At 51.6% G+C, this 20,097-nt stretch carries 37 protein-coding genes; 35 read left to right on the forward strand and 2 right to left on the reverse strand.

Annotated features, from left to right (window positions below; genetic code table 11):
• Positions 1-5: 5 nt before the first annotated feature.
• The 35 genes from rpsS to DESHY_RS14090 all read left to right on the forward strand — a co-directional run bounded on the left by rpsS (position 6) and on the right by DESHY_RS14090 (position 19,095).
• Positions 6-284 carry a 30S ribosomal protein S19 gene (gene rpsS, locus DESHY_RS04835; RefSeq protein WP_008410861.1) on the forward strand — a complete coding sequence of 93 codons (279 nt, stop codon included), beginning with the start codon at positions 6-8 and terminating at the stop codon, positions 282-284.
• A 20-nt stretch (positions 285-304) separates the two neighbouring features.
• Complete coding sequence (gene rplV / locus DESHY_RS04840; RefSeq protein ID WP_008410862.1) at positions 305-646, forward strand: 50S ribosomal protein L22; 342 nt, start codon at positions 305-307, stop codon at positions 644-646.
• 4 nt (positions 647-650) lie between these two features.
• On the forward strand, positions 651-1,316 hold the full coding sequence (rpsC, locus tag DESHY_RS04845) for a 30S ribosomal protein S3 (RefSeq protein ID WP_008410863.1): 666 nt from the start codon (positions 651-653) through the stop codon (positions 1,314-1,316).
• A gap of 3 nt (positions 1,317-1,319) precedes the next feature.
• On the forward strand, positions 1,320-1,754 hold the full coding sequence (gene rplP / locus DESHY_RS04850) for a 50S ribosomal protein L16 (protein ID WP_008410864.1): 435 nt from the start codon (positions 1,320-1,322) through the stop codon (positions 1,752-1,754).
• On the forward strand, positions 1,744-1,941 hold the full coding sequence (gene rpmC / locus DESHY_RS04855) for a 50S ribosomal protein L29 (protein ID WP_048817896.1): 198 nt from the start codon (positions 1,744-1,746) through the stop codon (positions 1,939-1,941). Before rplP ends, rpmC begins: the two co-directional genes overlap by 11 nt.
• A 41-nt stretch (positions 1,942-1,982) precedes the next feature.
• Positions 1,983-2,252 carry a 30S ribosomal protein S17 gene (gene rpsQ, locus DESHY_RS04860; RefSeq protein ID WP_008410867.1) on the forward strand — a complete coding sequence of 90 codons (270 nt, stop codon included), beginning with the start codon at positions 1,983-1,985 and terminating at the stop codon, positions 2,250-2,252.
• Positions 2,253-2,291: 39 nt separating this feature from the next.
• Entirely contained in the window at positions 2,292-2,660 is a 369-nt protein-coding gene (rplN, locus tag DESHY_RS04865; protein WP_008410868.1) for a 50S ribosomal protein L14, read from the forward strand.
• A 93-nt stretch (positions 2,661-2,753) separates the two neighbouring features.
• A complete protein-coding gene (gene rplX, locus DESHY_RS04870; protein ID WP_008410869.1) occupies positions 2,754-3,074 on the forward strand; it encodes a 50S ribosomal protein L24 in 321 nt (106 codons plus the stop codon).
• A 27-nt stretch (positions 3,075-3,101) separates the two neighbouring features.
• A complete protein-coding gene (gene rplE, locus DESHY_RS04875) occupies positions 3,102-3,647 on the forward strand; it encodes a 50S ribosomal protein L5 (RefSeq protein WP_008410870.1) in 546 nt (181 codons plus the stop codon).
• A 23-nt stretch (positions 3,648-3,670) separates the two neighbouring features.
• Complete coding sequence (locus DESHY_RS04880) at positions 3,671-3,856, forward strand: type Z 30S ribosomal protein S14 (RefSeq protein WP_048817897.1); 186 nt, start codon at positions 3,671-3,673, stop codon at positions 3,854-3,856.
• A gap of 21 nt (positions 3,857-3,877) precedes the next feature.
• The gene (rpsH, locus tag DESHY_RS04885; protein WP_008410872.1) at positions 3,878-4,276 is read left to right on the forward strand and encodes a 30S ribosomal protein S8; all 399 of its coding nucleotides are present in this window, start codon (positions 3,878-3,880) and stop codon (positions 4,274-4,276) included.
• Between the two features lie 24 nt (positions 4,277-4,300).
• Positions 4,301-4,849 carry a 50S ribosomal protein L6 gene (gene rplF, locus DESHY_RS04890; protein WP_008410873.1) on the forward strand — a complete coding sequence of 183 codons (549 nt, stop codon included), beginning with the start codon at positions 4,301-4,303 and terminating at the stop codon, positions 4,847-4,849.
• Positions 4,850-4,867: 18 nt separating this feature from the next.
• Entirely contained in the window at positions 4,868-5,236 is a 369-nt protein-coding gene (gene rplR / locus DESHY_RS04895) for a 50S ribosomal protein L18 (protein ID WP_008410875.1), read from the forward strand.
• Positions 5,237-5,266: 30 nt separating this feature from the next.
• A complete protein-coding gene (gene rpsE / locus DESHY_RS04900) occupies positions 5,267-5,767 on the forward strand; it encodes a 30S ribosomal protein S5 (RefSeq protein WP_008410877.1) in 501 nt (166 codons plus the stop codon).
• An 11-nt stretch (positions 5,768-5,778) separates the two neighbouring features.
• Entirely contained in the window at positions 5,779-5,958 is a 180-nt protein-coding gene (gene rpmD, locus DESHY_RS04905) for a 50S ribosomal protein L30 (protein ID WP_008410879.1), read from the forward strand.
• Between the two features lie 14 nt (positions 5,959-5,972).
• Positions 5,973-6,413, forward strand: coding sequence for a 50S ribosomal protein L15 (rplO, locus tag DESHY_RS04910; protein ID WP_048817898.1), 441 nt, complete (start codon positions 5,973-5,975; stop codon positions 6,411-6,413).
• Between the two features lie 2 nt (positions 6,414-6,415).
• Positions 6,416-7,675, forward strand: a complete 1,260-nt coding sequence (gene secY / locus DESHY_RS04915; protein WP_008410882.1) for a preprotein translocase subunit SecY — start codon at positions 6,416-6,418, stop codon at positions 7,673-7,675.
• Positions 7,676-7,688: 13 nt separating this feature from the next.
• Positions 7,689-8,435, forward strand: a complete 747-nt coding sequence (map, locus tag DESHY_RS04920; protein ID WP_008410883.1) for a type I methionyl aminopeptidase — start codon at positions 7,689-7,691, stop codon at positions 8,433-8,435.
• A gap of 29 nt (positions 8,436-8,464) precedes the next feature.
• Positions 8,465-8,773: a KOW domain-containing RNA-binding protein gene (locus tag DESHY_RS04925; RefSeq protein WP_008410885.1), complete on the forward strand. Its 309-nt coding sequence runs from the start codon at positions 8,465-8,467 to the stop codon at positions 8,771-8,773.
• A 19-nt stretch (positions 8,774-8,792) separates the two neighbouring features.
• Entirely contained in the window at positions 8,793-9,011 is a 219-nt protein-coding gene (gene infA, locus DESHY_RS04930; RefSeq protein ID WP_003544696.1) for a translation initiation factor IF-1, read from the forward strand.
• A 27-nt stretch (positions 9,012-9,038) separates the two neighbouring features.
• The gene (gene rpmJ, locus DESHY_RS04935) at positions 9,039-9,152 is read left to right on the forward strand and encodes a 50S ribosomal protein L36 (RefSeq protein WP_003544690.1); all 114 of its coding nucleotides are present in this window, start codon (positions 9,039-9,041) and stop codon (positions 9,150-9,152) included.
• Positions 9,153-9,173: 21 nt separating this feature from the next.
• On the forward strand, positions 9,174-9,545 hold the full coding sequence (gene rpsM, locus DESHY_RS04940) for a 30S ribosomal protein S13 (RefSeq protein ID WP_008410891.1): 372 nt from the start codon (positions 9,174-9,176) through the stop codon (positions 9,543-9,545).
• A gap of 24 nt (positions 9,546-9,569) precedes the next feature.
• The gene (gene rpsK, locus DESHY_RS04945) at positions 9,570-9,959 is read left to right on the forward strand and encodes a 30S ribosomal protein S11 (protein WP_008410892.1); all 390 of its coding nucleotides are present in this window, start codon (positions 9,570-9,572) and stop codon (positions 9,957-9,959) included.
• A 20-nt stretch (positions 9,960-9,979) separates the two neighbouring features.
• Positions 9,980-10,606: a 30S ribosomal protein S4 gene (gene rpsD / locus DESHY_RS04950; RefSeq protein ID WP_008410893.1), complete on the forward strand. Its 627-nt coding sequence runs from the start codon at positions 9,980-9,982 to the stop codon at positions 10,604-10,606.
• A gap of 49 nt (positions 10,607-10,655) precedes the next feature.
• Positions 10,656-11,606, forward strand: coding sequence for a DNA-directed RNA polymerase subunit alpha (locus tag DESHY_RS04955; RefSeq protein WP_008410894.1), 951 nt, complete (start codon positions 10,656-10,658; stop codon positions 11,604-11,606).
• A gap of 14 nt (positions 11,607-11,620) precedes the next feature.
• On the forward strand, positions 11,621-11,959 hold the full coding sequence (rplQ, locus tag DESHY_RS04960) for a 50S ribosomal protein L17 (RefSeq protein WP_008410895.1): 339 nt from the start codon (positions 11,621-11,623) through the stop codon (positions 11,957-11,959).
• Between the two features lie 175 nt (positions 11,960-12,134).
• Positions 12,135-12,980, forward strand: coding sequence for an energy-coupling factor transporter ATPase (locus DESHY_RS04965; RefSeq protein WP_008410896.1), 846 nt, complete (start codon positions 12,135-12,137; stop codon positions 12,978-12,980).
• A complete protein-coding gene (locus tag DESHY_RS04970; RefSeq protein WP_048817899.1) occupies positions 12,959-13,831 on the forward strand; it encodes an energy-coupling factor transporter ATPase in 873 nt (290 codons plus the stop codon). Before DESHY_RS04965 ends, DESHY_RS04970 begins: the two co-directional genes overlap by 22 nt.
• 2 nt (positions 13,832-13,833) lie before the next feature.
• A complete protein-coding gene (locus tag DESHY_RS04975) occupies positions 13,834-14,637 on the forward strand; it encodes an energy-coupling factor transporter transmembrane component T family protein (protein ID WP_008410900.1) in 804 nt (267 codons plus the stop codon).
• A 21-nt stretch (positions 14,638-14,658) separates the two neighbouring features.
• On the forward strand, positions 14,659-15,402 hold the full coding sequence (gene truA / locus DESHY_RS04980; protein WP_162829794.1) for a tRNA pseudouridine(38-40) synthase TruA: 744 nt from the start codon (positions 14,659-14,661) through the stop codon (positions 15,400-15,402).
• A 140-nt stretch (positions 15,403-15,542) separates the two neighbouring features.
• The gene (gene rplM / locus DESHY_RS04985; RefSeq protein WP_008410903.1) at positions 15,543-15,974 is read left to right on the forward strand and encodes a 50S ribosomal protein L13; all 432 of its coding nucleotides are present in this window, start codon (positions 15,543-15,545) and stop codon (positions 15,972-15,974) included.
• 33 nt (positions 15,975-16,007) lie between these two features.
• Entirely contained in the window at positions 16,008-16,400 is a 393-nt protein-coding gene (gene rpsI, locus DESHY_RS04990; RefSeq protein WP_008410905.1) for a 30S ribosomal protein S9, read from the forward strand.
• A 104-nt stretch (positions 16,401-16,504) separates the two neighbouring features.
• Positions 16,505-17,302 carry an N-acetylmuramoyl-L-alanine amidase family protein gene (locus DESHY_RS04995; protein ID WP_008410907.1) on the forward strand — a complete coding sequence of 266 codons (798 nt, stop codon included), beginning with the start codon at positions 16,505-16,507 and terminating at the stop codon, positions 17,300-17,302.
• Between the two features lie 233 nt (positions 17,303-17,535).
• Positions 17,536-18,699 (forward strand): aminotransferase class V-fold PLP-dependent enzyme, encoded by a 1,164-nt coding sequence (locus DESHY_RS05000; RefSeq protein WP_008410908.1) that lies wholly within the window; start codon positions 17,536-17,538, stop codon positions 18,697-18,699.
• 105 nt (positions 18,700-18,804) lie between these two features.
• A complete protein-coding gene (locus tag DESHY_RS14090; protein ID WP_162470932.1) occupies positions 18,805-19,095 on the forward strand; it encodes a hypothetical protein in 291 nt (96 codons plus the stop codon).
• Here the strand turns inward: DESHY_RS14090 and DESHY_RS05005 are convergent.
• Complete coding sequence (locus DESHY_RS05005; RefSeq protein WP_008410909.1) at positions 19,066-19,350, reverse strand: EscU/YscU/HrcU family type III secretion system export apparatus switch protein; 285 nt, start codon at positions 19,348-19,350, stop codon at positions 19,066-19,068. The genes DESHY_RS14090 and DESHY_RS05005 overlap by 30 nt on opposite strands.
• Positions 19,347-19,937, reverse strand: a complete 591-nt coding sequence (locus tag DESHY_RS05010; RefSeq protein ID WP_008410910.1) for a hypothetical protein — start codon at positions 19,935-19,937, stop codon at positions 19,347-19,349. Before DESHY_RS05010 ends, DESHY_RS05005 begins: the two co-directional genes overlap by 4 nt.
• Between the last annotated feature and the right edge of the window lie 160 nt (positions 19,938-20,097).

The raw sequence follows: 20,097 nt of genomic DNA on the forward strand, positions 1-20,097 counted from the left end.
TCATAATGGCTCGTTCTCTTAAAAAAGGACCGTTTATTGACGATCACCTGTTAAAAAAAATTGAGCAGATGAATGAGAAGGGTGAAAAAAAGGTTATCAAAACCTGGTCCCGCCGTTCCACCATCTTCCCGCAGATGATTGGCCATACCATTGCAGTATATGACGGCCGTAAGCATATTCCGGTATATATTACAGAAGATATGGTTGGACACAAACTGGGTGAATTTGCACCTACCCGTACCTACAGAGGACACGCCGGCGAGCGTTCCACTGGTGTTAAGTAACCATAAGAGGGGGCTAAACGATGGAAGCGAGAGCAGTCGCCAAATTTATCCGCGTATCCCCGCGTAAGGCCCGCATGGTAGTAGATTTGATTCGGGGCAAAAAGTTAAACGAGGCCTTGGCCATCCTGCGCTACACCCCGAACAAAGCTGCCGCTGCCGTTACCAAGGTAGTCAAGTCTGCTGCTGCTAACGCGGAACATAACTATGACATGGATAAAGATGAATTGGTCATTACCAAAATTTATGTAGACCAGGGTCCCAGCCTGAAGCGTATGATGCCCAGAGCCATGGGCCGTGCGGATATTATTAAAAGAAGAACCAGCCACATTACAGTTGTGGTTTCGGACAAAAAGGAGGGATAATTGCGTGGGTCAGAAGGTTAACCCAAAGGGTTTGCGGATTGGCATAATCAAAGACTGGGAAGGTAAATGGTTTGCTGATAAGCGCAATTACTCCAATTTGCTGATTGAAGACGTTAAGATTCGTCAGTTTATCAAAGGCAAGCTTTACCAGGCCGGTATTTCTAAAACACAAATTGAGCGGGCGGCTAACCGGGTTAAGATTTCTATTCATACCGCTAAACCGGGCATTGTAATTGGTCGTGGCGGTGCTGAAGTGGAAGCTCTTAGAAAAGAGCTGGAAAAAATGACCGGCAAGCAAGTTCATGTTAACATTGTAGAAATTAAAAATCCGGAAGTTGATGCCCAACTGGTGGCTGAAAACATTGCTGCACAACTGGAGAAACGGGTGGCATTCCGCCGGGCCATGAAGCAAACCGTTCAAAGATCCCTCAGAATGGGCGCCAAGGGCATTAAAATTGCCTGCAGCGGTCGCTTGGCCGGCGCCGAAATTGCGCGTACCGAATGGTACAGCGAGGGAAAAGTACCCCTGCATACCCTGCGTGCAGATATAGACTATGGGTTTGCCGAAGCCAATACAACCTACGGTAAAATTGGCGTTAAAGTATGGATTTACAAAGGAGAAGTTTTACCGGAAGCGAAGAAAACCGCAGCCGGTCAAGGAGGCGAGTAACCGATGCTTATTCCGAAAAGGGTTAAGTACCGCAAGCAGCACCGTCCCCGTGGCAACGGCGGTGTTACTAAAGGCGGTAGAGAAGTAAGCTTCGGCGAATACGGGATCCAGGCCCTGGAAGCAGGTTGGATTACTAACCGTCAAATCGAAGCTGCTCGTATTGCCATGACCCGTTATATCAAACGTGGTGGTAAAGTATGGATTCGCATTTTCCCGGATAAGCCCATCACCCAAAAACCGGCTGAAACCCGCATGGGTTCCGGTAAGGGTGCTCCGGAGCACTGGGTGGCTATAGTTAAGCCGGGCCGGATTATGTTTGAGGTTGCCGGGGTTCCCGAAGCAACTGCCCGTGAAGCCATGCGCTTGGCTATGCACAAGCTGCCTGTTAAATGCAAGTTCGTAAAACGTGGGGAAGTAGGTGAAGCCAATGAAAGCTAAGGAAATCAGAGATCTTACTGATGCCGAATTGGCTAAGAAGATAGATGACTCCAAAGACGAGCTCTTCAAGTTAAGATTTCAATTGGCAACCGGACAATTGGATAACCCCATGAAGATTAAAGAATGCAAGCGGAAAATTGCTCGTTTAAAAACTGTACAAACCGAGAGAAAACTTGGCATTCGCTAAGCCGGTAACCGGTAATTGTCATCGACCAGGAAGGAGGTACGATGGTGGAGCAAGGGCGTAATATGCGTAAGGTTCGCCAGGGCAGAGTGGTAAGCGATAAAATGGAAAAAACTGTTGTGGTAGCAGTTGAGGATCGTGTGCGCCACCCGCTGTACAACCGCACCATTCGTAAAACAAAGAAATTTAAAGCCCATGATGAAGAAAACAGCTGCCGCATTGGCGATATTGTTCGTATCATGGAAACCCGCCCGCTGTCCAAGGATAAGCGCTGGCGTGTTGTTGAAATCCTGGAACGGGCAGAACAACTGTAAGGTTTTGGCCGATACCGGGTACGAAGGGAGGTTTATGCCGTGATTCAAGTGCAAACCATTTTAAAAGCTGCAGATAACACCGGGGCTCGCAAGTTAATGTGCATCCGTGTGCTGGGCGGATCCCTGCGTCGTTATGCCAGCGTTGGCGATATTATCATAGCTTCCGTTAAAGAAGCTACACCCGGCGGCGTTGTTAAAAAAGGTGATGTGGTTAAGTGCGTAGTTGTCCGCACCAACAAAGAAGTACGCCGGCCGGACGGCTCATACATCAAGTTTGATGAAAACGCAGCCGTTATTATTAAAGACGATAAAACCCCCAGGGGTACACGTATTTTTGGACCTGTGGCCCGGGAACTGCGTGAAAAAGACTTTATGAAAATCGTTTCCCTGGCACCTGAAGTTATCTAGTGGCTTAAAGCAAGAGGTAAGAGTGGTAGGAGAGAAAATCGATCCAACCTCTGTCTTCCACCTCTCACCTCAAACAGGAGGTGTATGAACGACATGCCGAAAGTTCACGTTCGCAAGGGCGATACTGTACTTGTCATCACCGGTAAAGATGCCGGCAAGAAGGGTAAAGTAGTATCCGTTGAACCGGCTAAAAGCCGCGTGATTGTCGAAGGCATTAACATTGTCAAGCGTCACATGAAGGCCACTCCCCAGATGCCCCAGGGCGGCATTGTGGAAAAAGAGGCCCCCATCCATAGCTCCAACGTTATGCTGTATTGCTCTAAATGCAACAAACCCACCAGAATTAAGAAAAAGATTCTGGATAACGGCAACAAAGAGCGGGTTTGCAAGCATTGCGGGGAAAGTCTCAGCTAACAAGGGCGCCGGAAAGGAGGAGAACACGTGGCAAGGCTGAAGGAAAAATATCAAAAGGAAGTTGTACCTGCTTTAATGCAGAAATTTGGCTACAAGAATATTATGCAGGTACCTAAAATAGAAAAAGTTGTTGTTAACATTGGTCTGGGTGAAGCTATTCAAAACAGCAAAGCCGTTGACGCAGCCGTCGGCGACTTGATGGCTATTACCGGCCAGCGCCCCATCACCACCAAAGCCAAAAAGTCCATCGCTGCCTTTAAACTCCGTGCAGGCATGACCATTGGCGCTAAAGTTACCCTGCGTGGTGAACGGATGTATGAATTTGTTGATAAGCTGTTCAACATTGCCTTACCCCGGGTAAGAGATTTCCGCGGCGTTACCGACAAATCTTTTGACGGTCGCGGCAACTACACCCTGGGCCTTAAGGAACAGCTTATTTTCCCGGAAATTGAATATGATAAAATTGACAAAGTGCGTGGTATGGATATTACATTCGTAACCACTGCCAAAACCGACGAAGAAGCCAGAGAGCTGCTGAGACTGATGGGCATGCCCTTTGTTAAAGCTAGCTAACTTCCGGTAAAGGAGGGTGTTCGATGGCCAAAAAATCCATGATCGAAAAATCAAAAAGACCACCGAAATTCGCAGTGCGTGCCCATAATCGTTGCAAACTGTGTGGTCGCCCCCATGCCTATATGAGAAAATTTGGCATTTGCCGTATTTGCTTCCGTGAACTTTCCTACCGTGGAGAGATTCCTGGAGTTAAGAAAGCCAGCTGGTAATCAGGAAGGAGGTTGCATCACATGGTCATGACTGATCCCATTGCGGATTTCCTCACCAGAATTCGCAATGCTAATACTGTTTACCATGATAAAGTAGAAGCCCCGGCCTCCAACGTTAAAAAGGCTATTGCGGAAATTTTAAAGCAAGAGGGCTATATTAAAGACTACGAAACTATTGATGATGGTAAACAAGGTGTCATCAGAATTTATCTGAAATATGGCAGCAACAAGCAGCGCGTCATCAGCGGCTTGAAAAGAATTTCCAAGCCCGGTCTGCGGGTATATGCGAAAAAAGATCAAATTCCCAAAGTATTGGGCGGCCTGGGTATTGCAATTGTTTCTACATCAAAAGGAATCATGACCGACAAACAAGCGCGTCAAGCCGGTCTGGGCGGCGAGGTTGTTTGCTACGTCTGGTAGCGTTCGTAACAGGAGGTGTGATTGATGTCCAGGATTGGTAAAAAACCCATTCCGGTGCCCCAGGGTGTAGACGTTCAGATTGACGGCAATGTAGTCAGAGTTAAAGGCCCCATAGGTCAACTGGAGCGGGAATTCCACCGGGATATGATTATTAAGCTGGAAGAAGGCAACCTGGTGGTAGAACGCCCCAGTGATGCGAAGAATCACCGGTCTCTGCATGGTTTAACCCGCACCCTGTTAAGCAATATGGTAGAAGGCGTAACCAAAGGTTTTCAGCGCAATCTGGAACTGGTTGGTGTCGGCTACCGTGCTGCCAAGCAAGGGAATAAGCTGGTGTTAACCATTGGTTATTCTCACCCGGTGGAAATTGAACCCCCGGCAGGAATTGAAATTGAAGTTCCGGCTCCTACCAAGATTTCTGTTAAAGGGGCCGATAAACAAGCAGTGGGCCAACTGGCAGCCAATATTCGTGCTGTGCGTGAGCCCGAACCTTATAAAGGCAAGGGGATTAAATACGAAGGCGAAGTTATCCGCCGTAAGGCAGGTAAAGCCGGCGGTAAAGGTAAGAAATAGGGAAGGAGTTGAACTCGGTTGCTTACCAAAATTGACCGTAAAGCGATACGTGCAAAACGTCGTCGCAGAGTACGGAATAAAATTGTGGGCACAGCGGCAAGACCTCGTCTTAATGTGTTCCGCAGCTTGAACAATATTTATGCCCAACTCATCAATGATGAAACTGGCGTGACAGTGATTGCTGCTTCAACCCTATCGCCGGAATTAAAAGGTCAGCTGAAAAGCGGCGGCAATATTGAGGCTGCCAAAGCTGTCGGAAACTTAATCGGTAAAAAGGCCCTGGAGAAAGGCATTAAGCAGGTTGTATTTGACCGGGCCGGCTATATTTATCACGGCCGGGTCAAAGCTCTGGCAGAAGGTGCCAGAGAAGCAGGGCTGGACTTCTAGTCTTAAGACAAAGGAGGGAAGCAACGACTCATGGCAAGAATTGACGCCAGCAAGTTGGAACTAACCGAGAAGGTTGTGTATATAAACCGTGTAGCCAAAGTTGTAAAGGGCGGCCGGCGCTTTAGCTTTTCCGCCCTGGTAGTGGTCGGCGACGGCAACGGCCATGTGGGAGCCGGCTTAGGGAAGGCGGCAGAAGTTCCCGAAGCCATCCGCAAGGGTGTTGAAGATGCCAAGAAAAATCTGATTAAAGTGCCCTTACATGGCACAACCATTACGCACGAAGTAGTGGGCCATTTTGGCGCCGGCAAAGTTTTAATGAAGCCTGCCGCCAAAGGTACCGGAGTTATTGCCGGCGGCCCTGTGCGGGCAATTTTGGAACTGGCCGGGATTCGGGATATTTTAACCAAATCCCTGGGCTCCAACAATGCCAACAACATGGTTAACGCTACTATGGACGGTCTTAAAAAACTTAAGACCCCTGAAGAAGTAGCCCGCTTACGTGGCAAAACAGTGGAAGAATTGTTAGGTTAGGGGGACGGACAATGGCCAAGCTGAAAATCACACTGGTACGCAGTCTTATCGGCAGGCCGGAGGCACAGCGGAAAATTGTCCGCGCCCTTGGCTTGGGTAAGACCAATAGTGTAGTGGAAAAAAGTGATTCTCCCGCCATCAGGGGAATGATCAATAAAGTTGCTCACCTGGTTAAGGTTGAGGAAGCCTAAAGGAGGTGTACCGGTTGAATCTCCACGAATTAAGACCAGCCCCCGGAGCGAGAAGAAAAGCAACCCGCAAGGGCCAGGGTATCGGTTCCGGTTTAGGTAAAACCGCCGGCAGAGGACATAAAGGTCAAAAGGCAAGATCCGGCGGCGGTGTACGCCCTGGTTTTGAAGGCGGTCAAATGCCTTTGCAGCGCCGGTTCCCTAAACGGGGCTTCACCAATATCTTTAAAAAGAAAATCACTGCCATTAATGTGGATGCCCTCAATGTGTTTGAATCCGGCACAGAGGTAACCCCTGAGAAATTACTGGAAGCAGGTGTGATCAAGAAAATCGGCGACGGTGTAAAAATTCTGGGTGACGGCAACCTGGAAAAAGCTTTAACCGTGAAGGTGCACGCCTTTAGCCAAACGGCTGCTGAAAAGATAGCAGCTGCCGGCGGAAAAGCCGAGGTGATCTAAGGTTGTTAGATAACCTGAAAACCGCTTTTAAACTGGACGAACTGCGCAGCAAGCTGCTGTTTACCTTAGCCATGCTGTTCTTGTTCCGGGTGGGCGCCCACATCCCGGTGCCCGGCATTAACCCGGCTGCTTTTGCAGATCTGCTGACCAAGGGACAATTGCTGGGTTTCTTTGATGTCATTTCCGGGGGTGCCTTTAAAAATGCCAGTATTTTTGCCATGAGCATTACCCCCTACATTAACGCCTCTATTATTATGCAGCTGTTAACGGTGGTAATACCGCACCTGGAAAGGTTGGCCAAGGAAGGCGAGGAAGGACGCAAGAAAATCACCCAGTACACCCGCTATTTTACGGCCGTACTGGCCTTTATCCAGGCCATCGGTATGTCGGTGGCGCTTAAAGGGGCACTGGTTAATCCCACCGTATTAAACTACCTGCTGGTGGCTATCACATTTACAGCAGGGACGGTATTACTGATGTGGATTGGCGAGCAGATTACCGAAAAAGGCATTGGCAACGGTATTTCCCTGTTGATTTTTGCAGGTATTGTATCCCGTATTCCGGCAGCCCTTGTGAGCATCGGCCAGTATCTGCAGGCCGGCACAATTAACATCCTGAGCGTTCTGGTTCTGGTTGTTATCGGCGCCCTGGTGATTGCTGCGGTTGTGGCTGTGCAGGAAGGCCAGCGCCGTATCCCTGTACAATACGCCAAGCGTGTTGTGGGGCGTCGGGTTTACGGCGGTCAAACTTCTCACCTGCCCTTAAAAGTGAACCAGGCCGGCGTGATCCCCATCATCTTTGCCTCGTCACTTTTAATGTTCCCGGGTCAGATTGCTTCCTGGTTTGCCGGCAATGCCGTAGCAGACTGGTACCTCAAGTGGTTTGCCTGGGGGGGCGTACTGAACAGCATTCTTTATGCCATGCTGATCATTGGCTTCACATATTTCTACACAGCGGTGATTATGAACCCGCTGGATATGGCGGAAAACATTAAAAAGTATGGTGGCTTTATTCCCGGTCTGCGTCCGGGCCGTTCTACCGCCGAATATATCAGTAAAATCATGAGCAGGATTACACTGGCGGGCGCTGTTTTCCTGGCTGTTATCGCCATCCTGCCCAACATCATACTTACCTTAACCCGGATTCCCAACGTATACTTTGGCGGCACCGCTCTCTTAATCGTGGTGGGTGTTGCTTTAGATACGATGAAGCAGATTGAGTCGCACCTGCTGATGCGGAGTTACCAGGGATTCCTGAAGTAGCAGGTGGGATTCTATGATTACCATTAAGAATGAGCGAGAGTTAAACTACATGCGGGATGCAGGGCGGGTGGTGGCGCAAACCTTTGTCGAAATTAAGGACATGGTAAAGCCCGGCGTTACCACCAAAGAACTTGATTTAAAGGCTGAAGATTTTATTATCAGCAAGGGTGCTAAACCGGCTTTTAAAGGGTACGGCGGTTTCCCGGCAACCTTGTGCACCTCGGTTAATGAACAGGTGGTGCACGGCATCCCCGGTTTAAGAAAACTGGAAAATGGGGATATTATTAGCATTGACTGTGGTGCGGTAATTAACGGTTTTGTCGGCGACAGCGCCATTACCCTCCCGGTTGGCGAAATCAGCCAGCAAGCCTGGGATTTATTAAAAGTCACCGAGCAATCCCTGTATGCCGGCATTGCTCAAGCAGTGGAGGGGAACCGCCTGACAGATGTATCCCATGCCATCCAGCAATGGGTGGAAAAGCATAATATGTCAGTTGTTCGGGATTATGTAGGGCACGGTATCGGATCTAAAATACATGAAGACCCTCAGATACCCAATTTTGGACCTCCCGGCCGGGGCCCCCGGCTGAAAAAAGGCATGACGTTAGCCATTGAGCCAATGGTTAACCTGGGCACCTTTGAGGTGCGCACGCTGCCGGACAACTGGACGGTTGTGACACTGGACGGTAAGTTGTCGGCCCACTTTGAACACACAATAGCCATAACCGATGATACACCAGAAATTCTTACAAAGATTTAAGTGGCCAGGAACACAGAGAGGTGTTGAAAGTGCAAGGTTTGGTTGGTGAAGTGAGGCCCGGGCAGCTGGTAAGTTCGACCCAGGGGCGTGACGCAGGAAGGTACTACCTGGTTGTGCATCAGTCTGAGGATGGTTTTGTATTGGTTACTGACGGTGAATATAAAGGGATTGAAAAACCCAAGAAAAAAAACCCCAAGCATCTTAAAATCTGGCCGCTGGTTTCCCGGTCCGTCGGGGCGAAGCTGGTGTCCCGGAGCAAAGTAACAAATGCAGAAATAATGTCTGAACTGGCTGAGCTGTTGAAGCAACTCCAGGAAGAACCTTTACTCAAAGGGTAAGGAGGTTGGGTAAAGAGCAATGTCTAAAAATGATGTTATAGAAGTAGAAGGTAAAGTATTGGAGCCACTGCCGAACGCCATGTTTCGGGTGGAATTGCAGAACGGGCACAAAGTCCTGGCCCATGTATCCGGTAAAATTCGCATGAATTTCATCCGCATACTGCCTGGCGACAGGGTTACGGTGGAACTGTCTCCCTATGACTTAACCCGGGGTCGCATCGTTTACCGCTTCAAGTAAAAGCTACCCCCAAAGGAGGGTTATATTATGAAAGTGAGACCATCGGTCAAACCGATTTGTGAAAAATGCAAGATTATCCGCCGTGAAGGTAAGGTAATGGTTATCTGCGAAAACCCCAAGCACAAGCAAAAGCAAGGGTAACACGGGAGGTGTATTTGTAATATGGCACGTATTGCCGGGGTGGACCTGCCGAAAGATAAACGGGCAGTAATCGGACTTACCTATATTTACGGTATCGGTAAGCCCACCGCTGAAAAAATTCTGGCCCAAACCGGTGTGAACCCGGACACCAGAATTAAGGATTTGACTGAAGAAGAAGTTAACAAACTGCGTGATTACATTGATAAAAACATTAAGGTTGAAGGTGACCTGCGTCGGGAAGTCGCTCTCAACATTAAGCGCCTCATTGAGATTGGCTGCTATCGTGGTGTCAGACACCGTCGTGGCTTGCCTGTACGCGGCCAGCGCACCAAAACCAATGCTCGTACCCGCAAGGGTCCCAAGAAAACCGTTGGCGCACGCAAGAAAAAGTAACGGGAGAGGGGGTAAAGAACTGACATGGCTCGTCGCCAAGTAAGAACGAAGCGTAAAGAAAGAAAAAACATTGAGCAGGGTGTGGCTCATATCAAGTCCACCTTTAACAATACCATCGTTACCATCACTGACATGAAAGGCAATACCCTGGGCTGGTCCAGCGCCGGTCAGGTTGGTTTCAAGGGTTCTCGTAAAAGCACTCCCTTTGCCGCCCAAATGGCTGCCGAAGCTGCTGCCAAAGATGCCATGGAGCACGGCTTGAAAGAAGTGGAAGTCAACGTAAAAGGGCCGGGTTCCGGACGCGAGGCTGCCATTCGTTCGCTGCAGGCCGCAGGCTTAGAAGTAAGCGTTATCAAAGATGTAACACCCATTCCGCATAATGGTTGCCGGCCGCCGAAGCGCCGGAGAGTGTAAAGGGAGGTGCGTGAGTTTCCATGGCAAGATACACTGGTCCACAATGCCGCTTATGCCGGCGTGAAGGCCTGAAACTGTACTTAAAAGGAGACCGCTGCTACACCGGCAAATGCGCCGTCGATCGTCGCAGTTATGCTCCTGGACAGCATGGTCAAAGCCGTAAAAAGATTTCCGAATATGGCATTCAGCTGCGTGCTAAACAAAAGGCCCGCCGTATTTACGGTGTACTGGAAAAACCTTTCCGCAACTATTTTGCAAAGGCAGAGCGCCAGGCCGGCGTTACAGGCGAAAACTTACTGCGCCTGCTGGAGCGCCGCTTGGATAACGTAGTTTACCGTCTGGGTCTGGCCAGCTCCCGGGTGGAAGCACGCCAGCTGGTACGTCACGGGCATTTTACCGTCAACGGTAAAAAAGTAAATATTCCTTCTTTCCAAGTACGGGTAGGAGATGAAATTGCCGTTCGCGACAAGAGCAAAGATTCTCCCCGTATCAAGGAGTTAATGGAAAGGGCTGCTGACCGTACGCCGCCGGCCTGGTTGGAATATGACGGTCAGGAAGCCAAGGGCAGAGTCGTCGCATTACCAAGCCGGGATCAAATCGACGTGCCGGTTGAAGAACATCTGATCGTCGAATTGTATTCCAGGTAATTGGTCGGGTATATGTTAGTTCCGGTCCGGCCAAAGGAGGGTTACCGAATTGTTGGAAATTGAAAAGCCAAAGATTGAGATTGTGGAACAGAGTGAGGATAATACTTACGGTAAATTTGTAGTAGAACCGCTGGAGCGTGGCTACGGGATTACCCTGGGCAACTCACTCCGCCGGATTCTACTTTCCTCCTTGCCTGGAGCTGCTGTGACATCTGTTAAAATTGAAGGTGTTCTGCATGAATTCAGCACAGTTCCGGGCGTTCGGGAAGACGTTACCGATATTATCCTGAATCTGAAAAATCTTTGCCTTAAGATTCACGGTTCCGACGAGGAGAAAGTTCTTCGGGTAGAAGCCCAAACCGAAGGTCCCGTCACTGCCGGCGATATTATTCATGATGCCGATGTGGAAATATTAAACCCTGATTTGCATTTAGCTACCCTGGATGCGGGCGGTCGCCTGTTTATGGAAATAACCGCCAATAAGGGCCGGGGTTATGCCTCTGCCGAGAAAAACAAAAAGGGTGAGCATATTATCGGGGTTATTCCCGTCGACTCTATTTATACGCCGGTACGCAAGGTGAACTACACGGTGGAGAACACTCGTGTAGGCCAGATTACTGACTACGACAAACTCACTCTTGAGGTCTGGACCAACGGCAGTATCCGACCGGACGAGGCTACCAGCCTTTCTGCCAAAATTTTAAGCGAGCATTTACGGCTGTTTATTGGTTTAACAGAGACGGTCAACGACGTTGAAATTATGGTGGAAAAAGAAGAGGAGCAAAAAGACAAGATCATGGAAATGACCATAGAAGAACTTGATCTGTCGGTGCGCTCCTATAACTGCCTGAAACGGGCTGGTATCAACACCGTCGAAGAACTGATCCAGCGCAATGAAGAAGATATGATGAAGGTGCGCAACCTTGGTAAAAAATCGCTGGAAGAAGTGGTTAATAAACTACGTGAATTAGGCCTGTCGTTAAGGCAAGACGACGAGTAAGGGAGGGACGACTTGTGGGCTATCGCAGATTTGGTTTAACCACCGGCCACCGCAAAGCAATGCTGAGAAACCTGGTAACTTCTTTATTCCGGGATGAGCGGATTCAAACCACCGAACCCCGGGCGAAAGACGTCCGCAGCATTGCTGAGAAGCTGGTTACAGTTGCCAAAAGAGGCGACCTGGCTGCTCGCCGCCAGTGCTTGGAATATATCTATGAAGAAGATGTAGTAAGAAAGCTGTTTGATTCCATTGCCCCGAAATACGCTGACCGCCAGGGTGGCTATACCCGTATCGTAAAGGTAGGTTATCGCCGGGGTGACGCAGCAGAAATGGTGCTGCTGGAACTGGTATAATTATGATGGCGTAAGCATCGGCGGAAACCCCGGGTTGTGCGGTTTCCGTTTCGCCTTGCCTGAAGGAAAGAGAAACGGCCCCGGGGCTTGCAGATACAGCCCCGGGGTTTTTTCTTAAAGGTGCCGCTGCCGCAACTTACGGCTGCCGGCAGAGCCGGCTCAGAAGGTGAAGCCAATGTCAAACAAAGACAAAATTATTGAACTGCGAGGGGTAACCTTTGCTTACCCGGAAACCGACAACCGGCCTGTGTTGGATAACATCAGCCTGACGGTATACGCCGGGGAAATGCTGGCATTGCTGGGCCCCAACGGATCGGGCAAGTCGACCCTGGCCAGGCTGATGAACGGCCTGCTGCTGCCCACCGGCGGCTGCGTGCTGATCAACGGCATAGATACCGCCCGGGAAGATGCGCGTTGGGAGATTAAAAAACAAGTGGGCATGGTGTTTCAAAACCCGGATAACCAGCTGGTGGCCGCCACCGCGGAAGAAGAACTGGCCTTCGGCATGGAAAACCTGGGCCTGGCGCCGCAGGAGATGAGGCAGCGCATCCAGACCATCAGTGCCCGCCTGCAGTTGCAGCCGCTCTTGGCTATGCCGCCGCACCGCCTGTCGGGCGGCCAGAAACAGCGCCTGGCCGTTGCCTCTGTCTTAGTTTTGCAGCCGCAGGTACTGGTGCTTGACGAGCCAACCTCCATGCTTGATCCTGCCGGGCGGCAGGAAGTTTTGGCAGAGCTGCGCCGCATCAAGCAGGACGGCCAAACAGTAGTATTAGTAACCCATGATATGACCGAAGCCCTGGCAGCAGACCGGGTGGTTGTTTTAGAACAAGGCAAAATTGTGTTTGAGGGGACACCCCGGGCCTGTTTTTCGGATGCAGCCTGGCTGACGGACCAAGGGCTGGCGGTACCGCCGGCAGTGGAGTTAGCCCACAGAATCAGGCAGAAGGGGTTGGCGGTTCCTAAGGATTTATTTCAGGTGGCGGATTGGGTTGATTTTTTATGTCAGAAATCATCTCGTTGAAAAACTTTAGTTTAACCTATGCTCCCGGTACTGCCCTGCAGAGACTGGCGCTGCAGGACATTAACCTGTCAGTGGCGAAAGGCGAGTACCGGGCCCTGATCGGTCCCCAGGGTTCAGGCAAATCAACCCTGTTGCAGGTGATGGCAGGGTTATTAACGGGCGAGGGACAGGTAACCGTTGCCGGTTTGGATTTGCGGCCGGCCAAAAACCGCGATCAACTCTGGCGGCAGGTGGGTCTTGTTTTTCAATATCCTGAGCGGCAACTGTTTGAAGATACTGTTTTTAACGACGTGGCCTACGGACCCAGGAACCTGGGCCTTAACGAAGCAGAAGTGCAGCGGCGGGTCAGAGCAGCCCTGGCAGCCGTTAATTTACCTCCGGAAACACACCGGCTGTCTCCTTTTAAACTGAGCGGCGGCCAGCAGCGCCGGGCCGCCATTGCCTGCGTGCTGGCCATGGAGCCGCGGCTGTTGCTGCTGGATGAGCCGACAGCCGGCCTGGACCCCCGGGCCAAGGGCCAACTGATGGATTTATTCAGCCGGCTTTGCCGTGAAAAACAAGTTACTGTGGTGCTGGTTACCCACGACATGGAGGAAGTGGCTCACCGGGCGGATAAAGTTACCGTTTTAAGCCAGGGCAGGGTTGTTCTGGAGGGCTGCCCCCGGCAAGTCTTTGCCTGCCGAAGCCGGCTGGCAGAGATAGGACTGGCACTGCCCTTTGCTGCCCAACTGGCCGGCGCCCTGCAGGAAAAGGGTTTGCCGGTGCGGCAGATGACAACCATGGCAGAAGCAGAGCGGCAAGTGGCCGAATTGTTGCATAGGTGTTCAAAAATCAAGCGGGCGGGTGGCTGACCATGTCCCTTTTTTCCCATATTTCCATAGGTCAATATTATCCCGGCAGCTCATTCCTGCACCGGATGGATCCCAGGGCAAAAATCCTGGCCTTGCCGCTGCTGATAATTATGGGACTGCTGGCGGACGGCCCGGCCGGTTATATCATGGCCGGCGGGCCGGTAGTGCTGGCCCTGCTGGCGGCAGGAATACCGCCCGGCCATTTCTGGCAGGGATTACGGCCCCTGTGGATCATTTTGCTAATCGGCCTGGTCATCCAGGGTTTGACGGTACCGGGCGCAAAACTGTGGCAGTGGGGTTTTATCAGCGTCAGCCGGGAGGGCCTTAGCCTGGGACTGCTGCTTTTTTACCGGCTGAGTTTGATTATTATCTCCACCATGTTATTAACCATGACCACCACCCCGCTTAACCTGACAAGCGCCTTGGAAAAACTGTTGCAGCCCTTTAAAAAAGCCGGCGTGCCGGCTCACGAACTGGCCCTGATGATGACCATTGCCCTGCGGTTTATCCCTACATTATTAGACGAGGCCACATTAATCTTGAAAGCCCAGCAGGCCCGCGGCGGTTCCCTGAAAAGAGGCAGCCTGACGCAGCGGCTGCAGGCCCTGGTGGCATTTTTAGTGCCCCTGCTGGCCGGTTCGCTGCGGCGGGCGGATGAGCTGGCCACCGCCATGGAGGCCAGGTGCTACCGAGGCGATATCCAACGCACAAGGCTAAAACAATTGCGATACCGGCCGGCAGATATTGCGGCACTGGCGGGTTTATTCGTGCTAACGGTTGCCGTAGCGGCAGCACGCTGGAAATAACAGGACAGGGTGATGTGCGGCATGAAAAATATAAAATTAACTGTAGCCTACGACGGCACCAATTACCACGGTTTTCAGGAACAACGGGGAACCGGGCTGGCCACCGTGCAAGAGGTACTGGAAAGCACCCTCAGCAAAATTGCCAAAGACACCATCCAGGTAATCGGGGCAGGACGTACGGATGCCGGCGTGCATGCCTGGGGCCAAGTGGTTAATTTTCGCAGCGGGCGCTGGCCGGTTCCCACCGAAAAAATTCACCTGGCCATGAACGCCCTGCTGCCGGACGATATCAAAGTGCTGCAAGCCGAGGAAGTACCGCTGGATTTTCATGCCCGGTTTTCCGCTACGGCTAAAACTTACCGCTACTCTATTTATAATCACCGGGTTATGTCCCCCCTGCACCGGCTGTACTGCTACCACGAACCCAGGCTGTTGGACGTCAGGGCCATGCAGGAAGGGGCCGCCTACCTGGTGGGTAGCCATGATTTCAAAAGTTTTCAGGCCCAGGGTACCCCGGTAAAAGACACGGTGAGAACCATTTACCGGGCAGAAATCCTCAGCGAGCCGCCGCTAATTCACCTTTACCTGAGAGGAAACGGTTTTCTTTACAATATGGTACGCATCATTACCGGTACCCTGCTGGACATCGGCATGGGCAAAATACCGCCGTCGGCAATGGCCCAGATCATAGCAGCCCGGGACCGCACCCTGGCCGGCACCACTGTTCCGCCCCAGGGCTTGTGCTTGATGGAAGTGGAATACTAAGTGTTGTTTGTCACACAAGTCATGCCTCAATACTTGACACTTCAAAGGCAATCTATTAAAATACTATTATGTGCGGCTGGTTGCGATTCCCGCCCCGTTGTCGCAAAGCAGCCCAGTGCAGTAAGGAGGGTATACGGATAATGAAGACAACATTCATGGCCAAGCCAGCTGAAATACAGCGCAAGTGGTATGTTATAGATGCTGAAGGAAAGGCCCTTGGTCGTGTGGCTGCAGAAGCTGCTCGTATCTTACGTGGTAAGCATACTCCCATGTACACCCCCCACGTAGATACCGGTGACCATGTAATTGTAATTAATGCTGATAAGGTAATCCTTACCGGTAAAAAGCTGGATCAAAAAATGTACACCCGGCACAGTGGGTATCCCGGCGGTTTAAAACAGTTCTCATACCGCATTATGCTGGATAAACGCCCTGAGCTGATGGTAGAAAAGGCCGTTAAAGGCATGCTGCCCCATAACCGTTTAGGCGCCCAGCAATTTAAAAAGCTGAAAGTCTACGCCGGCAGCGAACACCCCCATCAGGCTCAAAAGCCGGAAGTATGGAACTTTTAATCATTAGAGTCTTTACCGGAAGGAGGAAATATTGTGGCTCAAGTACAATTTTACGGAACCGGCCGTCGTAAAAACGCAGTGGCCAGAGTTTACCTGGTACCCGGCGAAGGCAAGGTTGTTGTAAATAACAAACAAGTATTAGAGTATTTTGGACGCAAAACCCTGGATATGGTTGTTCGCCAGCCCCTGGAGCTGACCAACACGACCGGTCGCTTTGACGTTATTGCCAAAGTGGTAGGCGGCGGTGTCAGCGGCCAGGCCGGTGCAGTCAGACACGGCATTGCCCGCGCCCTGGTGCAAGCCGACCCCAACCTGCGCCCGGTGTTAAAGCGTGCCGGCTTCCTTACCCGCGACCCGCGGATGAAAGAACGTCGCAAGTACGGTCTGAAGAAAGCCCGCCGCGCGCCTCAATTCTCCAAACGTTAACCTGTATCAAAGGAAGGCAGGAGCCTTCCTTTTTTGCTTCTATTTTCCAGTTAAACTGCATACCATTCCTTTAGGAGACTTGTACAACTAAAGGAGTGGTAAACTTGGCTGTCATCCATGCGGTTAAAATAAAAAAAAGGTACCTCATTGGCTGTCTCGTCCTGCTGGCCCTGGCGGTTAATATATACAAGCTGACCGGCCTGAAAACTGAAGAGCGGCACATAGCAGCCTTATCATATGTGCTGGCTAACAAAATCATTGTGGTTGACCCGGGTCATGGCGGCAGAGATCCCGGCAAAATCGGCGTCAGCGGCGTGCCTGAAAAAGACATTAACCTGGCGGTGGCGAAACGGCTGGCAACTCTTCTGGGCGAAATGGGGGCCGCGGTAATTTTAACCCGGGACAGCGATATGGATTTATGCGATAACACAATAAGCGGGAACAAAAAAAGGCAGGATTTAAACCGGCGGGCAGAAATTGCCAACCAGAGGGAGGCCGACCTGTTTATCAGCATCCATTGCAATGGCTTCACCAGCCCCCGGGAACATGGAGCCCAGGTATTTTCGCAGCCCGGCTCAGAGGAAAGCAAGCGGCTGGCCGAAAGCATTCAGGCGGCGATGACGGATATTTTAGGCAATACTGCCCGCAAAGCCAAGCAAGTGGACTACTATGTCACGAGAACCACTAAAATGCCGGCGGCCATTGTGGAAATTGGTTTTGTTACCAACCCGAAGGAAGACCGGCTGCTGCAGGAGCCCCTGTACCAGAGCAAGGTGGCCTGGAGCATTGCAGCCGGCCTGATCAAATACTATGAAGCCAAACAAAAGGAATTGGACCCTCAAGAAAAAGAAATATTGCAAACCTTTCAACGGCAGCCGGGCAGCTATATACCGGCGCCCTGACCAAACCGGCCGGCCGGGCCTACCGGCCCGGCCGGTTAATTACTGCCCGCTACAGGAGATGCACCGGCGCATAATCACCTGCATATTATGGTAAATTAACGAAAGAAAACAACGCAAGCAAACACCGGCAAGCCGGCTGCGGGGCCGCCGGCAATAATTGTCAGTTAAGGGGCCGGAACATTCTTAAGATGCAGCGCCGGCGGTTATCCTGCTGCGTCTATGGGGGGATGGGCATGATTTATTTTGATACGGCTGCCACTTCCTGGCCTAAGCCGCCGGAAGTCTGGCAGGCAATGGAGCATTTTATCAGAGAAGTGGGAGCCAGCCCCGGCCGGGCCGGCCACCAACAAACCGTCGAGGCCAACCGCATTGTGGATGAAACCAGACAGTTACTGGCAGACCTTTTTAATGTAGCTGACCATCATCGCATCATCTTTACCTTAAATGCCACCGACAGTTTAAACCTGGCCATTAAGGGATTGCTGCGGGCGGGCGACCATGTTATTACCAGCTCCATGGAACATAATTCGGTGACCCGCCCCCTCCATACCCTGGAATTTTACGGCGTGCAGGTAACTAAAATACAGTGCGATAAACAGGGCCATATTGACGTGAACAAAATGGCCGAAGCAATCCAACCCAACACCCGGGCCATCATTTTGACTCATGCGTCCAATGTTACCGGCACCATTATGCCGGTGGAAGAAGCAGGGCGGCTGGCTGCCCGGCACAACATTCATTTTATCCTGGATGCGGCCCAAACGGCCGGGCTGTTGGATATTGACGTAAAAAAACTAAACATCAGCTTATTGGCTTTCCCGGGACACAAAGGGTTGCTGGGGCCCCAGGGGACGGGCGGTTTATATATACGGGAAGATGTTGAGTTAATGACCCTGCGGGAAGGGGGTACCGGCAGCGGGTCTGAAACACCCTATCAGCCCAACCTGATGCCGGAAAAATACGAAAGCGGCACCTTAAATGCAGTGGGCATTGCCGGACTGGGAGCTGGGTTAAAATTCTTGCGTAAAAAAGGTATGGCTAACATCAGAGAACACGAACTGCAACTGACCCGGCGCTTCTTAGAGGGAGCCGCCGGCATAGCCGGGCTGCAGGTTTACGGGCCAACAGAGCTGGCCAGGCGGGTGCCGGTGGTTTCCTTCCGCATTGACGGCTATAAAGCCGGGCAAGTGGGAGAACGGCTGGACAAAGAATATAACATTGCCTGCCGGGCCGGTCTGCATTGTGCCCCGGATGCCCACCGCACTCTGGGTACCTTTGAAGAAAAACTGGTGAGGTTTAGTTTTTCTTATTACAACACGCCGGAAGAAGTGGATTATGCCCTGGCTGCCCTGCGGCAAATAGCTGCCGCAAGCCCCCTCAAGGTACTGCCGGTATAACAAGAAAATCACATCGGCGGTGGATTTCACACAGCAGCCCCAAAATATGAAGCTCGCCCGTTAGAAGCGGCGAGCCGGAGTTTCGACAAACATTATCGGTAGTTTATGATCCCCTTTGGCTCCGGTCTACGCACCGACAGCACTATGATTCGCTACGATCGCCATTGGGGTTGCCTCAAACGGGCCATCCTGGCCCGGTTCGGCTGGCGCCCACGTCCTGTGGGCGCCACCCCAATGGCTCCTTCGCTCATCAAGTGCTGTGACCGGTGCTTCGACAAGTCGCCGACAGGGGATCATAAAACCACCTTGATATTGTTTTGCAGATTTTGTCTACAGTCTGGCTCGCCCGTTAGAAGCGGCGAGCTGTTATTTGTTCTGAGTCAGCTTATTGTCTAAAGCAGCCACATGCACCAACACCTTGGCCACCGCTTCATAAAGCTGCCTGGGTATTTCCACCCCCAGGCCCAGCTCAACCAAAGTACGGGCCAGATTTTCATCACGGTGCAGGGGTATGTTGTGCTGCCGGGCCAGCTCCTCGATGGCGTCGGCCAGCTCGCCCCGGCCCACTGCCACCACCCTGGGGGCGTTATCCTGGCCGTGACGGTAACGCAAGGCGGCGGCCACCCGCTCTTTTTTTTGCTGCCTGCTCATATTTTCACATCCAATAACAGGCTGTCTGCCGCCGAGCCGAAATGAGGGTCGATATCCGTTATGCTGCGTATGCCGGCCTGCCGGCGGCCGCTGATAATTACCCGGTTAAAGCCCAGGTCGGCTAACTCCTGCTGCAAAAGGCCGGCAGCTGCCTGCCAGGCTTCAACCGCTGCCTGTGTTTCGGCGATGCACTGGACAGAAAGTAAACTGCCGGGCTGTGCCGTCATACTAAACCATAACAGCCCCAGGTTTAGGGTATCGACGCTGAAGATAACTCTCGCCTCGCCCCGGGTATCCAGTTTGGCGGAGAAATCTTTCACCTGCCAGTAAAATTTAGCATCCTGATATAAAGGGGTGCGCCAGGGCAGCGGCACATAAACCGGCTGATCCTGCCGTTCGGTGGCTGGCACAGGCAGGGGCGTTTTGCCGGCCGGGCGGGCAACCCTGGCCGCTTCCCGGGTTGTTTCGGCCGCCGGATTTTGTTCCAGGGTAAAGGGTTTGGTTTGCACTTTATCCACCGGCTTGCCGGGTGTTACCCGCATGTTGTCTGCTGCTTTAAACAGGCCGGCCATTATTTTATCAATCATCCCACCACCCCCTGGTTGCAGTATACGTTCGACATAAACAAAAATGTTCCTGCACCTTAACCAAACAGCAGGATTTTCCCCCGGCCGCCAGAAGTAAAAATCAGGTCTTATGACATATTACATAAAAACCGGGCTTTCAAGTCAAAATACCCGGAAAGCC

Origin of the sequence: Desulforamulus hydrothermalis Lam5 = DSM 18033 (assembly GCF_000315365.1) — a bacterium.
GTDB lineage: Bacteria > Bacillota > Desulfotomaculia > Desulfotomaculales > Desulfotomaculaceae > Desulfotomaculum > Desulfotomaculum hydrothermale.